This is a genomic window from Shewanella sp. SP1S2-4, from assembly GCF_031932075.1.
Classification (GTDB): domain Bacteria; phylum Pseudomonadota; class Gammaproteobacteria; order Enterobacterales; family Shewanellaceae; genus Shewanella; species Shewanella baltica.
Genome location: NZ_JAUOET010000013.1, coordinates 106,220 through 120,438 on the forward strand (window position 1 = coordinate 106,220; position 14,219 = coordinate 120,438).

Genomic DNA, 14,219 nt, shown 5'->3' on the forward strand with positions numbered 1-14,219 from the left:
CGCTGGTATGAGCGGTGAGTATCACTTCAGTATTGTGCTAGTCCATTGTGTTATATCTAGATATAAAAATCTTGTTGGCCATTGAGGACCGTAGGCTCACATTGAGTGTACGGAAATTTGATATCAAATTGCGGGCCGCCAAGTGTTGAGTCTGCGCGATAACTCATAGTGCCTTTCAACAGCGTCGCGGCATTAAAGGCCGCTGATAATCCTAAGCCCGTGCCGCCTTTATTACGATTCGTAGTGAAAAATGGCTCGAACATGTGTTCAGCGACATCGGCTGGAATTTCTAAACCATTATTTTGGATGCTAATTAGAATCGACTCTTCATCCACTGTGGCGCTGATGTGGATAAGATTATCTTCGCGTCCTTGGAAAGCATGGGTAAAGGCGTTCGACAGAATATTGCTAACAATCTGATTCAATAAGCTGATATTGGTTTGAATATTGAGTGTGGGTTCTACGCTGATTTCAGTAACGGCGTTGACATGCGGATGCATAATCAATGTTGACTCCAAAATCTCGTGGAGTTGCTGACTTAAGTTACAAGGTTGGTGTTCTTCATGACTGCGATCGATGGCGATCGTCTTAAATTTTTGGATCAAACTACTGGCTTTGGTGATATTGCGGACTATGAGTTCACAGCTTTCTTGATACTCATTAAGGATCTCATTGATTTCGTCTAAGGTGGCTTGATCGCTGTGGATCAGATCGATCAGTTCTTCAATATGGCTCAGCTGTGCACTCGCCGCCGTCAAACAAATGCCAATCGGTGTGTTGATCTCGTGGGCTACGCCTGACACGAGTCCTCCCAAGGCCGCCATTTTTTCTTGCTCAACTAACACTTGTTGCGCCCGTTTTAGTGCGCTAAGGGATTGTTCTAGTTCTATGGTCCTTTCTTTGACTTGTCTGGCGAGTTCTTCTTTATAGCTACGTTCGAGCTTGAGTAGCCGCTCTCTGTCTTCTAGGGCCGTTTGCAGTTCAGCCTTAGATTTCTTTAAGGCGCCAAAGGAGCTTCTCAGTTGTACTTGCATGCTGTTGATGGAGTCGGCGACTTGTTTAAACTCATCAATTTTTTCTTGGCGGGCAAATTGCAGCGGCTCGTATTCTTGATCTAGGTCGATATCTTTGCAGTATTGACTGAGTTTATCTAAGTGCTTGGTGATATTGAACCATACTAAAAACAGAATAAATCCAGCAACTAAGAAGGTCTTTATTCCATTAGAGAGCAGAATGATAATGGCTTTATCATATAAGCGCTGATAGATGGCATCGACATCGACTTGTATTTCAAGTGTGCCGACATTAATGCTCTCGGTCGGGGATTTATAAACTAGCGGGAAGGTTTTATCTAAGGAGTGTTCTTGTTTTTGCTCGCCTGCATTCCATGCTTGGCCGCTGTCATCTTTAATCGAAATGTAGTTAATATCGGGCAGCTGAATTAAGCCATTGAGCTGAGTGTTAATCAGCCGCTCGTCAATCACCCAAATACTGGCGGCGAGCACATCTAAATTCACTTTTTCCATATTGGAAAACACTCTGTCGATACGCACAACGTCATTGCGATAATCACTGATCAATTGATACGCAGTGGTGATTAAGGTGATAACAGAGCTAAAAAGTACAATAGACAAGGTCAGGTGCCTGCCTATGGGACTTTTGATAAGTTGGCTAAAGAATGTCAGCATCTTAAATTTTCTTTATGCAATAGCGGCTTGAGATGCTTATAAGCATAGACCTACAGATCCAGAAAGTGCATTTTCTCGCAGATAAAATCAATGAAATAAGTCTTCATTTGTGGCATTAAATTTGCTTTGTAGCCAATAAGTTCAATTTTTTGTCACTGGGATAGCACTATGTTTAAACTCAAGCTGGATTCAGTTAAGTTTTTTAGCCCGAAGAAAATGATGTTTAGAGTCATGCTGTGGCTAATGGTGAGTTGTACTGTCTTACTCCTTATTCCTCCTAATGCGTTGGCAGTGCTGGCGCTCGATAAATTTGTGCCCGAACATGCTCATTTTGTTGGATTAGGTCTAATCATCTCTATCGCCTATTTTTTGAGTCAGCTGATTAACTTAGGCTTAGATGAATCAATTCGTCATTTAAGTGATAAGCGCGTTATTGAGACGATTGAAGCTAAAGTGAACTTGCTTGATCCCGCTGAGCGAGCGTTAGTCAGAGAGTTTTTTCTTCAGGGCGCCACGATTTTGACTCTGCCGCAAAATGAGCCTGCCGTAAAAAGTTTATTGAATGCCTGTATCTTAGAAAAGCTAGGTAACGAGCGCCATTATGCGATTCAGGGACCGACAGCCGATTATAAGATTGCTATGAAGGCTCGCATGTACCTCAACCGCGATGTGCTGCGTTTACCTGCGGGTGAGCCGAGCCAAGAAGAGATGCAGTCGTTGATTAAAGCGCGTCCGCAATTTTTAAATGGTCTGGTACAAAACAGAAAACACGCTGCATAGGCGTGTTTAGTCTCGCTCGGATGAGTGCTGGCTTTAGATGAGTTGCAGTATTCTGAAAAGCGAGACAACAAAAAATGGGGGTGATAAATACCCCCTAGATTTTGCATTTATACAAGAACATGAAGAACAACTGGAGCAAAAACTATTGTTTCGGTGCCGACTTCACAATGAACATCCAAGTGATATAGGACACTATCCCTATTGTGCTAAAGATAACGATCATTGAAAGTAAGCCTATGGGGTTACCAAACATTAGATCTAACCAAAATGCCATGACTGAAATCCTCTTTCCTGTGAAGTCCTCTCTAAATTAGCGGTATTCGATAGCCAAAATACTGATCTCGATCAATAAAAAATCGACATAGGAATACAAAGCGATAACTCTTAGTTAACTCTGTGATCTTGGTCAAGTTTAAGGCTATGCTTAACAGTGATGAGTTCAAATAATTTGGCTTTGTTTCATCTTCTGTTAGCGTCTAGGATTAACCTACTCAATGAGTTCGTTATTTATTTAGTTAACGTGCATTCCATCTATTCGCCCTTGTTTAATATGAATGCGGCAATATCAGTTTTTTAAAGGAGTAAAAAATGGATTCTAATAAAAGTAGTAAGGATTCAATGGGATATAATTCTATCTTTGCGCCACTGCTGTTGCTGATTTATCCACTCTATTGTTTAGTTGCCACAGGGCACTTTGTCGCCATCCTGTGTTTAAGCGCGCTCGCCGGCATTTTAATTTTCAACATCAATAAATTAATTCGCAATTTAAGGCAGCTTGAGCGCGCCGCCCATCATTTAGGTGAGGGGGATTTAAGCTATCAATTAGAGGAGAAAGATGCGGGCGTGTTCATTAAGGTCGTGCATAGCATCAACCGCATGGGCGAGGATGTCAGCCGCACGATTTTATCTTTGTCTGATACCTGCGAGGGGATGAAAAAAGTCGCCTCAGATATCAAGGTCATCAGTGAGCAGGCCAAACAAGGCGTGTTAGAGCAAGAGCATCAAACGGAACTGGCCGCCAGTGCGATGACGCAAATGGTTTCAAGCGTGCAAGCGGTATCGCAGAATGCAGTCAGTGCGGCCAAGGCCGCCGATATTGCCCAAAGTTCTGCCAAGCATGGCGACCAAATCATGAATGGCATAGTGACTAAAATTGGTGCTATGTCAGCACAGATCCATGACACTCGAACCGTGATTGAACACTTGGCCGCCGACAGCAACAATATCAGTAGCATTATCGAAACCATTTCGCAGGTGGCTGAGCAAACCAACTTACTCGCCTTAAACGCCGCCATTGAAAGTGCGAGAGCCGGCGAGCATGGTCGCGGCTTTGCCGTTGTCGCCGATGAAGTGCGTAATCTCGCTAAGCGGACATCCGAAGCCACGGTGGAAATCCAACAACAAATCGCTGCCTTACAAAAAGGCGCACAACATGGCGTTGAAGTCATGTTGAAAAACGTGGTCATTGCCGACGAAACCGCTGAGATGGTGAATCAAGCCCACAGCGCGCTCGGACAAATTGTCACGCAGGTGGAGACCATTACCGATATGTCCCATCAAATCGCCACGGCATCGGGGCAACAACACACTGTTGCTGAAGAGATTAATAAAAATATTACTGTGATGGCAGAACTCGCGCTGAGTAATGCATCTCACACCAACAACACTAACTTATCGAGCTTGAAAGTGTATAACATGTCGCAGGAAATCGGCTCCTTGCTGCACCGATTCCATGTGAATGCGGCTTTCTTTAATTCGACTCAGGCACAAAATAAACTGTTTGTGAAATGGGGACCTGAATTAGACATAGGGATGCCAGAGATCAATCGTCAACATCAACGATTAGTGTCGCTGATCAATGAACTGCATCGCACATTAAACGAAGAGTATGGACTCGAAGCCATCAAACGTATCGTGCAAGGGCTGGTGGATTACACCGCCAATCACTTTGCCTATGAAGAAGAGCTCTTTGCCCGCTTTGGTTACCCACAAACCGACAGTCATAAGGAAAAGCACGGCAAGTTAGTCGGGCAAGTACTTGATTTTCAAAAGCGGGTTGTAAAAGGGGAAGATGTTGCCGACGAATTAATGACTTTCTTGAAGGCTTGGCTGGTTAACCATATCCAAAAAAGTGATAAAGAATATACCGCCTTTTTGTTATCCCATGGTGCAGAATAACCCCAAGAGCATGATTTTTGAGCGGTTAAATGCAATTTGTATTAAAGTCGCGGCAAAAGACTTGCCATTGTCATGGGCAAAGGTATAATTCCCAGCACTTAGAGACAGCCAGTTGTTTGATTGCTTCTAAGTGCATATTTGATATGCCAGTGTGGTGAAATCGGTAGACACAGGGGATTCAAAAGTCACAGTGTTTACAGCTTAATTTTCACTAAGCTGATGATGTAAAAAGTTAATTCAAAAGAATTAACGCGCAAAATCCTTGCAAAGATTTGCAAAGTTTTTGAGATTGAAGATAATGCCAGTGTGGTGAAATCGGTAGACACACGGGATTCAAAATCCCGCGCCCTTAAAAGCGTGCCAGTTCGAGTCTGGCCACTGGTACCACTTCAAAGCCGACCTTAGCGTCGGTTTTTTTGTATCTAAAATAAGTACTTAATCGATTTACCTCCTTAGTCATTTCCTTTGTCTTTAAACTTTTAATCCAGCTTTATAATTCCTTCCTGTCGATATCCGGTAACCTTGAGTGAAGAATCATCCTCCTTCAAAATACAAGGCTTAGCAGCAAACTCCGGTAGCGTCTAATTCTTCAGCTAACATAATCATACGTTCGTGGTCTCCGTCTCTGGTACTCTTCTGGTCGATTTGAGCTCATAACGGGGGCAAAAAGACATCTTCATTAAATTTGAATCTCCGCATTAAACTTCGTTTTAAAACCATATTACTTTTTTGATTAGCACCCTTAATTCAAGGAGGTAATATGAAAACACGATTTAAATTCACCACGACCCTGCTGAGTTCATTACCAAAAAATCCTTCCCAATCATCATCGACTGAGCTTGAGTTTTCTGATACCGAAGTGGTTGGGCTAAAGTGTTTATCGGGTAAGACAGATAGCAAACGATTTTTGCTGCGTTATCAAATCATGGGGAAGAAGCGTTCGATTGCAATAGGCCGATTTCCTGATGTTGACCTTAATAGCGCCCGTAAAATAGCCAGACAGTACAAAGTTCAAATTGCCCAAGGGAATGATCCAAAGCAAGCAAGGGATGTGTCCCAGTTAATACCCACTGTAGGGGATTTCTTCTGGAATACGTACTTGCCGTTAGCTAAAAAGAGAAAGCGAACTTGGGATCATGATATGCAGCGGTTTAAATACCATTGTCAGTCGATTGCGCATTTGAAATATAGTGAGTTAACTGCCAATCATGTGATGCAAATTCAGTTAGATATGAATACGCCCACCAAGGATAGGAAAGCCTATGCTCCCGCCACTTGCAACAGAGTTATTGCGTTACTCAAGACGATGGGTAAATTGGCGGTACAGTTATTGGATATTACTAATGTTGCCGCTCGGATTGCGTTGTTCCCTGAGGATAATGCGAGAACGCGTTATTGCGATCTTGATGAAACCCGTCGAATTATCAATGCAGCGTTAAGTTATCATTGTAAGAGTAGTGGTTCATTCATTGCGTTACTGTTCTTAATGGGCTGTCGGGAATCTGAACTGAGATTACGGCATTGGTCTGATGTTGACTTAGATAAGGGCGTTTTACGCATACCGAGAACAAAGAACGGCAGTTACCATCTCATTTATCTGTCTACATTTATGATTGAAATTCTGCGGGGTATACCAAGGGTACCTCACAACCCCTACATATTTCCTGGCAGCAAAGTCGGTAAACCTATTTATCAACCTAGATATGCGTTTAATTATATTAAGGCTGCCGCACAAATTGATAATCCTCAAAATGTTGTGTTTCATACAGCTAGGCATAGCGTCGCCAGTAACTTGATATCAAACGGTACTGATATTAGTTCGGTACAGAAGTTACTTAATCACCGCTGTATTGAAAGTACGCTCAGATATGCCAAGTTAAGCGAAGGTAAGCAACGTGAAACGTCAGAGAGCTTATCGGGTCTAATTCAAAACAGCTCGCAGCACTGATTTAATAACCTTATTAAGCCCCATGTTCATTTTGAACATGGGGCTTTTTCATTTGGAGAACACGCAATGAAAGTGATTAGAAAACTACAGCAATTGGACGAGCTTGGGTTATCGGCACATAGCCTTCAGGCACTGATGATGCGTCTAATTGAGCCTTTTGATTTTGATATCAACGCGGCTCAATCTATGTGGGAGGAGATTGATACTGCCTTGATTTATATTGAAGCCAGCGATAGCGATGCATCGCTGTGTCAAGAAGATGAGGCATCTCAATCTCTGATGGATTTTGTCAAAGAGTGTCCAGAGTTTGTCGACACCGTTATCACAGAAGCCTCAGGTGATGATAACGGCGAGGTGTTCCTACTCGCTTTAGCTATTTTCACCGATGATGGTGGAGGGTGTTATCTCCTCGCACCCCTATCAAGTCAAACCCAAATCGTATTGGAATTAACGACTCAATTACTCAATCCTGAAGGATAAATATCATGGCGAATAAACAGAAAACAGTTACCCGCTCAGTTACGCAAGAGTTTGAACAAATAGCAGATAGCCATCTTGATACTGTGGTATCTGGTGAACGTTCTACGGTAGAACACTCCACTTTACCAACAACAGATAAACACCTCATTGGCTATAACCTAATCGTTGAACATGGCAAAGCATTAAAGCTAAGTCCTAAAACGCAGAACCACGTCTTTTACCAGCTGGCGGTAAATGAAGGTGGTTCACTTCACATTCGGCTCAGTGGTAACGAAGGGGGTGGTTTGCATTCTAAAGAGTGGGTATCTGTACAAGCTGTACTTGATTTACTCGATAGCATGGCCGGATTAACCATCAAGAGCACGATACTAAAAGCTGTTTTTAAAGGGGGAAGCGCGAATAATGCCGCCTTTCTGGCCGCTGTGCTACGAAGCGCTGAAATTGGCCTACTCAGTCAATCCGAGAAGAGTGTCTTTATCCATCAATTATCAACTGATTATGATGAGCGTAAAGCTGCACTAGTAAAATTAGCGGATATACCTAGCTAACTATCGGTCTTTATTAACGCCTTCATACCTCAGTCTTCCTGAGTACCTTCCACCCGAAAATCAAAGATAAATCATTATGAACTTAACATTTAACGTTGAGCGTTTACTGTTGCCTATTTCTGTTGATTTGCAAGACAAGCTCACTCAGATAGCAAAGCAGCAAAACAAGCTCACCCCCTTAGTCAGCGCTTTAACCTTTAACTTTAGAGATAGTAGTTACAGCGCAGAAAGTGGAGGTTGGCATCCAGTTGAAATCCGTATCGAGCAAGAAAGCGGGCAGTGGCACTTTAATTACATTACTGATTTTAGTTATGTGGGGTATCCCTATCCGGAGTTGGCTAAGGAAGTGGATTTTGACTTCGACAATGGGTTGGTAACTTTTATGTTTATGCCTCCCCAGTCCATTAGCGAAGTTGATGTGATGGATTTCTATCAAGTATGGGAAATGAACTTTTTAGCTTATGTCGAAATGGAGGTCTTTGACGAAATCAAAATAGCAGCTGAAAGTTGATGAGGTTTCGAAAGACAGGAGCAGGACAGGAGCACCAATCTTGCTTTAATCCATAATAAGCGCCTCCGCATTAATCCTCGCGGTTCAAGCGATGATGAGGTGGCGCTTGTTGTTTTAGTTGTAGTCACGGCGGATACACCATCCGTTAACGTAGAAAGAGGAGATTAAATGCAGAAATCACGCATTACAAATGTAGGTCAAACGGGCGCGGTCAGGATAAGTAAAAGCAGCGATGGAGTTGGTTATGAAGTTCGCCCCAGTTATAAAGGCGCAATCAAAGGGGCATCGACAGGGATAGTGATTGGCCGATGTTTTGGCCCTGCTGGTATGGTCACGGGCGCCATAATAGGTGGCACATTAGGTTATGTGCTGGGAAATGATAGCGATTAAATAATAAAGTGAAAGAAGATGCTGAGTCTTCTTTTTTTATAGCAAGGAAGATAACGAGATCCGATTAATAGCGTGTTAATGATTCACAAAAACGTGAGCGCTGATATATCGCGCAACAGGATGATGAAAGTATCGTAGAGGGGGGATAATAGTCATTATCCCATACAGTGATGTCACACCAAGTTTGAATCACCAAAAAATACAGCTGGAAATAATTAGAGTGACATTGAAGGGTGTAATTTTTCTGTATGGGTATGTTACTTGGTATACCCACCTATACCAGACATAAAATTTGCAGACACGATGCAGCTACTAGCATGTCTAACTTGGACAAATGTAAATGGAAATTGATGGTGTCATATAGGGGGTATACATACCCATTACTCCGAAGTAACACTTTTACTCCAAAAGTTAGTGCCAACATAGTCTCTTTCGTGGCTATGTTTTGTGAAATACTGACTCGACCTGTATGTTTTTTGTTCGAACAGACAATTAGTGAAAAATAATTATTTAGAGCATCTTGTTTGATTTGAGTGCCGCTAAAAAGTTCTCTAGTAGCCGAAAGCCTTATAAACTTTTTCTTAACATTTAATCCTGTTTAAATGGCTGAAAATATAGGATTTTACGTCAATGTCAGATGTTGCATCTTTCAAAATGTTTCACTAATCTGTGGGTATCCAAACGGATTTGGTATTTCTTTTAACTTTTACTTAACTTTAAAAAAAGGTATGACTATGACTACAGCAACTCAAGTTCAATCACCGTTCATCAAACTTTCAAATGGCGATGTGATGCGTAAAAATCTTATTGGTTCGTGTTCACATTATCGTGACCATGGGATCATGTTACTTAATACTAATGGTGAGAAACTACTTTGGATCCCCGAAGTCGATAACACTAAAGCTCAAACTATGCGTGACGAAATCGTTAACGTATTAATATCATAATAGTCATCTGATTTTTACTTTTTTATATTAAATTAAGCGCCATTTCTATCCGAATAATATTACTTAATGCTAGTGGATTGAAGCTGCATTGGGTACGTGAAGCAGCTAACACTAATTTTCAAACTATGCGTGACGGAATCGTTAGCGCTTAATATCTTAATTGTTATCTAATGTCACTTTTTTATATTAAATGAAGCGCCCCTTATATACGGGTGGGGCGCTTTTTACTTCAAATTTTATCAATAGGAAAATGCATGATGGGATATCCGATAACAAAAATCGAAGTTGATGAGATTTATGGAACTTATTCAAATTCGATTATGCAAGAGGTGAACGTCCCCCCGACACCCTCTAACGATTCATGTTTTAACGAAATACCACAGAACATTATTCCCTTTATGGTACTCGATAATGATGTTCCAACAGGCCCACTTGTAGTTGACCCTGTTTGCTATCAACCCATGAGCCTAGAGTGGGCTAATGGTGACACGGTTTATCTAGGGCTTGATACTGAATACGTTTTCAGCACTGTGAGAGGGTATAACGAGATCCTCAGCTATCAGGTTTTTGCACGAACAACACTGGGGCAGTACTCCACACTGATATTCCCAAAAAGTGGTGCTAAGAATCACCGTTTGGAATTTGATGTTCTAGTTGGACGCGTGCTTTGTGAAATGTTTGAGCAAGAACTAATTGATGAAGTGCCAAAGCAGGTAGTTGTATTCGGGCATTTCCTACGCGCTGATATAACTAACTTTGCTGACTTCTGGAAAAACCAAAAAACTACATTACGTGGGCTACGTCGAACTGTTGCCTCTGCCCAGACCGATTATGGTGTGGATGTAAATGCCTTTGGAAAACGCAAGGCGGGTAAAGACCCTCAAGTTATTGCAGCTCCATCTGGTGAGAAGTATCGCACTCATGTTCGTTTTGTTGACACCCTAGCGCTAAGTCCTGGTGGGGCTGGTTTAGCTGTAATTGGCGAAATTATAGGCTTGCCTAAGTTGGAGTTACCCCCATCTTATTCCAAAGGTGATATGCGCAAATTCATGCTTGAACAGCCTAGTTTGTTTGAAGCATATGCCATGCGCGATGCTGAGATTGCATTGGCTTATGGTTTAAAAATGTTCAAATTTTCCTCGACTGAATTAGGGTTATCTAAGTGTCCAATAACGCTTGGTGCAATGGGGGTGGCAGTGTTTCAGAAAATGCTTAAAGATTCTAGCGTGGATAAACGTGAAGCTTTTGGTGAGCGTGAAATTACGACTCAACACTGGAATGCCCAGTTAGGGCGGCCTCATACTAAAAAGGAATTAATGCCTACAGATGCACGTGAGTTATTCGAGCACTTAGCTATTCGCTGTTACATGGGTGGACGCAATGAATGCTTCACTTCTGGCCCGTCAGCAGTTGGTACTTTCTATGATTTTGACTTAGCTGGCGCATATACGACAGGTATGGTTGATATACGTCCGCTTGATTATGACAGGGCGTTTATGACTGATAGCCTTGATGCTTTCTGCGGGCATGTTTGTGGCTTCGCCCGTGTTCGGTTTGCTTTCCCGGATAGTACAACCCACCCCGTTTTTGCCGTACATCACGCACTATATGGGCTGTATTTCCCGCTTACTGGTGAAACCTACACTACTGCGCCTGAAATCGAGGTTGCTCACAATATGGGGGCAACCATCGAGATCCTGCAAGGTGTAGTAATCCCATGGCAGAGTGACAGTGAATCTTTATTCCTATCGTTCGTGCGATTGATTCGTGAGAAGCGAACTTCCTACCCTAAGAAAAGTTTTGAAGAGTTGATGTGGAAAGAAATAGGTAATTCACTATATGGCAAAACTGCTCAGGGTTTACGCGGCAAAACCGCCTTTGAATTGGCTAGTGGGTTGAGCAAAGACATACCACGGTCCGCAGTGACTAACCCATACTTCGCTGCGCACACTACAGGCTTTGTTCGTGCCGTGATCGGTGAACTATTAGCATCTGTGCCAACAAATAGGCAAGTAATTAGCGTCACTACGGATGGTTTTCTTACTGACGCGCCGCAAGATGAATTGAATCTTTCAGGGCCGATCTGCACTCGTTTTAATTCGCACGACTTACTTGTGAGTAAACCTTTTAACACTATAGGCGATGAATAATATGGCTACTTACATGCAGCTTCGACGTGAATATATGACAATAGTTGCCAAGAAAGCATGCCGAGGACGAAATGCTGCCTTACTGGAATTACAGGATGCGATCTTGGTTACTGAGAAACAGTATGGAATTTTACCCTGTTCCGATGAGTTGCTAAAACTATTTATCGTGATGCTACAATCTAATACAAACTGGGGGTGTAACGTGCTTCAAGGCAAGTTGTATGAAATTATTAGCGAATTAAACCAACTAATTGTTACTGATGTAATAGCTGGAGATATAACGCAATGCTAGTGGAAAAGCATCGAATTGCTCAAGTAATAGCCATGAAAACTAGAGGCCAGATAACAGCTCAAGCTATTGAAGGACATCCAGCTCTGTTAGCTAAGGCTGGCATAAAACCTCCGTGCTCTTTTAGTGAACATAATCGTTACATGATTGATTTATACCTTGAGCGTCGGCCAAATCAACTGACCGACAATACTCATCTAATATCTACAACTGAGCAGTGGCTAAATGAGTCAGATTTAGTGATGTTGAAAAAAGAGCGTCGATTGAACTTGGAATTCGACTTTAAACGAAAGCTTATAAATCCTCGTATGACTGCCGTTGATGGTCGAGAGCATATAGCCTTTGATAGCTCACCTTGGCGTAGTGCCGAAGAAGCCCAGCAGGCCCGTGTTCTGTTTGATGGATGGAGAACTGACAATTGCTTGAAGACAATGGCGGACTGGGAATCTTGGGAGGATTATTACGAGAGTGCTATTACCACCAAGGGTACAGGTATCAAGGTGACTACAGAGGGTTCTGTTGGTTTGTTGCGGCGGATATTCATACGTGCTGCTGTGCAAAAATATTGGGGGTGTGATCGGGGGTTAACTCATAAAGCATTGGCTGAACAATTAACAGCATTAGGTTATAAGACCACTACTGATGAATGTAAAAATGCCAAACGTTCTAAGTTGCCCGAGCATGCAGTACCCGTAACAATACGGTCAATGCGGTTAACTAAGGTACTGTTGAACCACTATCCTACGATGGATTTGTATAAGCTATTTCCGCAAGGTCGGATGGGCGAGGTAATGCACCTATTAGGTGAGTTAGTGTAAGATGCTCGTATTGGATGTAGAGGGAGTTCCTCCCTCTACATCATTGTCTCATTTTGGTGCCATGTACTCCCAAATCGACCCAAAGGTGTTACATGCGACGAAGTTGTGTGACGTAATTGTTATTCCTACGATGACAGACCCACGAAGCATTCAGGCTAGTATTGAAACGTATAACTTAGTCAAACCCAGCGGTAAACCTATCGTTATTATCATTATTAATTACATTAAACAAAACAAGTATGATGACGCAGTGCAAGAGTTACAAAGTGCGCTTGGTGAGTTGAATGTGTATGGGATTAGAGCGACGACTCTGTTCGAGCGTGTCGCTAAAGATGGTAATGATTGGTACCAAAATATTCATAATGACCACGGGGAGTTCCAGCTCAACAAGACTCGTATTATGCATGAGTTAGTGTATGACGAAATCATTAAACTGGGGACACGATAATGAAGCTACCAAGCCTAGCAAGCATTGACCAATCTATTGGTGGTAGGCCGCAACGTCATCCGCAAAAGGTTAGATTAAGCTTTTATTTAAGTCCTGATGAGACTGTTATTTTAAAGGCTTACATAAGAGGTAGCGATAGTGCAGTGAGTGGGCTAGTGAGAAGCTTATTGAAACCATTGCTCAAATAAGAATACTCATAAATAGCAAGATAATCAGATAGTGGTTATCTTGCTGTTTAGTTTCCAAAGCATCAACGATATACGATTTTTTGATACAAAATCCCATTACCATCGTTTGAACGCAAAGCACAATATACTGAATTTATTACGTTAATCACTCCTGTGTCATAGTGGCATGGGGGTACAGTTATTATATTTTATTCTTATGCACCTTTGAGAGTAGATCTAACCATTTTACCGTTGGAATACATCTCATTAGTTCCTCTGTCTTATACCAAAAATCAAAATACAATGCGTTTTGAAAGGAACTTTTATCTACATGGTCATTTTCGGCTTCGTCATAGTAATTTTTAACTTTATCCCTAGGATTGTGTTGTTTTATGGCTAGAGCTAGCTCATTCCATACTTTAGGCAGGATAATCGTCGGTGCTTCAATACCTTGAGATTTGGCGCCTTTGAGGGAGGAGGGGGGGGCTAGTTTGACTAAAATAGTAATAGCCGTGCTTGAAGTCATTAAAAATAAGTAACTCAGCATGAAGTGTATTCTGTCGATAAATCTCTTGGCCGGTGCAGTTTCGATAATGACAGCAAGCTTGGTTTCTGCTGACCAATCATCGGTTGTTAATGTTTCCCTAGCACTGGACGACCTTCTTTTCTGGCATTATCTCGCCAATGATACAAGGTTTGCACAGCCATGACTTCTTCCCTTGCAACCTCTGCAACGGTTAAATTGTGCGGGGGTAGTAACTTTTTAAGGATCGAGACCTTACGTTCTTGTGAATACCGAGGCATATCGTTCTCTGTTACCGCCCCCTGTCTTTATACAATAGTGATTTTTTAAGGGGTGACAACTAACCTGACACAA

14 protein-coding genes, 1 tRNA gene and 1 pseudogene are annotated in these 14,219 nt (G+C 42.2%); 12 read left to right on the plus strand and 4 right to left on the minus strand.

The annotated features are described in order from the left end of the window. Positions 1-56 precede the first annotated feature (56 nt). Positions 57-1,688, minus strand: coding sequence for an ATP-binding protein (locus Q4Q52_RS13530; RefSeq protein ID WP_311990838.1), 1,632 nt, complete (start codon positions 1,686-1,688; stop codon positions 57-59). A 168-nt stretch (positions 1,689-1,856) separates the two neighbouring features. Here Q4Q52_RS13530 and Q4Q52_RS13535 point away from each other — a divergent pair, with 168 nt between their 5' ends. Continuing rightward, positions 1,857-2,468 carry a superinfection exclusion B family protein gene (locus Q4Q52_RS13535; protein ID WP_063882249.1) on the plus strand — a complete coding sequence of 204 codons (612 nt, stop codon included), beginning with the start codon at positions 1,857-1,859 and terminating at the stop codon, positions 2,466-2,468. A 142-nt stretch (positions 2,469-2,610) separates the two neighbouring features. Here the strand turns inward: Q4Q52_RS13535 and Q4Q52_RS13540 are convergent, their stop codons facing one another. Continuing rightward, the gene (locus Q4Q52_RS13540; protein WP_006083014.1) at positions 2,611-2,742 is read right to left on the minus strand and encodes a DUF3149 domain-containing protein; all 132 of its coding nucleotides are present in this window, start codon (positions 2,740-2,742) and stop codon (positions 2,611-2,613) included. 314 nt (positions 2,743-3,056) lie between these two features. Here Q4Q52_RS13540 and Q4Q52_RS13545 point away from each other — a divergent pair, with 314 nt between their 5' ends. From Q4Q52_RS13545 to Q4Q52_RS13595, 11 genes are all read left to right on the plus strand, one after another. Next, entirely contained in the window at positions 3,057-4,646 is a 1,590-nt protein-coding gene (locus Q4Q52_RS13545) for a bacteriohemerythrin (protein ID WP_311990839.1), read from the plus strand. 300 nt (positions 4,647-4,946) lie between these two features. After that, positions 4,947-5,033 (plus strand) — tRNA-Leu (locus Q4Q52_RS13550). Positions 5,034-5,406: 373 nt separating this feature from the next. Next, positions 5,407-6,594 carry a site-specific integrase gene (locus tag Q4Q52_RS13555; protein WP_311990840.1) on the plus strand — a complete coding sequence of 396 codons (1,188 nt, stop codon included), beginning with the start codon at positions 5,407-5,409 and terminating at the stop codon, positions 6,592-6,594. A 66-nt stretch (positions 6,595-6,660) separates the two neighbouring features. Continuing rightward, positions 6,661-7,074 (plus strand): hypothetical protein, encoded by a 414-nt coding sequence (locus Q4Q52_RS13560; RefSeq protein ID WP_311990841.1) that lies wholly within the window; start codon positions 6,661-6,663, stop codon positions 7,072-7,074. Between the two features lie 5 nt (positions 7,075-7,079). Beyond that, positions 7,080-7,622, plus strand: coding sequence for a hypothetical protein (locus tag Q4Q52_RS13565; protein WP_311990842.1), 543 nt, complete (start codon positions 7,080-7,082; stop codon positions 7,620-7,622). 76 nt (positions 7,623-7,698) lie between these two features. After that, positions 7,699-8,133: a DUF2787 domain-containing protein gene (locus Q4Q52_RS13570; protein WP_311990843.1), complete on the plus strand. Its 435-nt coding sequence runs from the start codon at positions 7,699-7,701 to the stop codon at positions 8,131-8,133. 168 nt (positions 8,134-8,301) lie between these two features. Further along, positions 8,302-8,523, plus strand: coding sequence for a glycine zipper domain-containing protein (locus tag Q4Q52_RS13575; protein WP_242326492.1), 222 nt, complete (start codon positions 8,302-8,304; stop codon positions 8,521-8,523). 734 nt (positions 8,524-9,257) lie between these two features. Beyond that, positions 9,258-9,470: a hypothetical protein gene (locus Q4Q52_RS13580; RefSeq protein WP_311990844.1), complete on the plus strand. Its 213-nt coding sequence runs from the start codon at positions 9,258-9,260 to the stop codon at positions 9,468-9,470. Positions 9,471-9,724: 254 nt separating this feature from the next. Next, on the plus strand, positions 9,725-11,620 hold the full coding sequence (locus Q4Q52_RS13585) for a DNA polymerase (RefSeq protein WP_311990845.1): 1,896 nt from the start codon (positions 9,725-9,727) through the stop codon (positions 11,618-11,620). Positions 11,621-11,905: 285 nt separating this feature from the next. Beyond that, positions 11,906-12,727, plus strand: coding sequence for a hypothetical protein (locus Q4Q52_RS13590; RefSeq protein ID WP_311990846.1), 822 nt, complete (start codon positions 11,906-11,908; stop codon positions 12,725-12,727). Positions 12,728-12,857: 130 nt separating this feature from the next. Continuing rightward, positions 12,858-13,175, plus strand: a complete 318-nt coding sequence (locus Q4Q52_RS13595) for a hypothetical protein (protein WP_311990847.1) — start codon at positions 12,858-12,860, stop codon at positions 13,173-13,175. Positions 13,176-13,544: 369 nt separating this feature from the next. Here the strand turns inward: Q4Q52_RS13595 and Q4Q52_RS13600 are convergent, their stop codons facing one another. Both Q4Q52_RS13600 and Q4Q52_RS13605 read right to left on the minus strand, forming a co-directional pair. Then, positions 13,545-13,889, minus strand: a complete 345-nt coding sequence (locus tag Q4Q52_RS13600) for a hypothetical protein (RefSeq protein ID WP_311990852.1) — start codon at positions 13,887-13,889, stop codon at positions 13,545-13,547. Between the two features lie 30 nt (positions 13,890-13,919). Continuing rightward, positions 13,920-14,146 (minus strand): annotated as a pseudogene (locus tag Q4Q52_RS13605) (transposase); the annotation flags it as partial. Positions 14,147-14,219 lie beyond the last annotated feature (73 nt).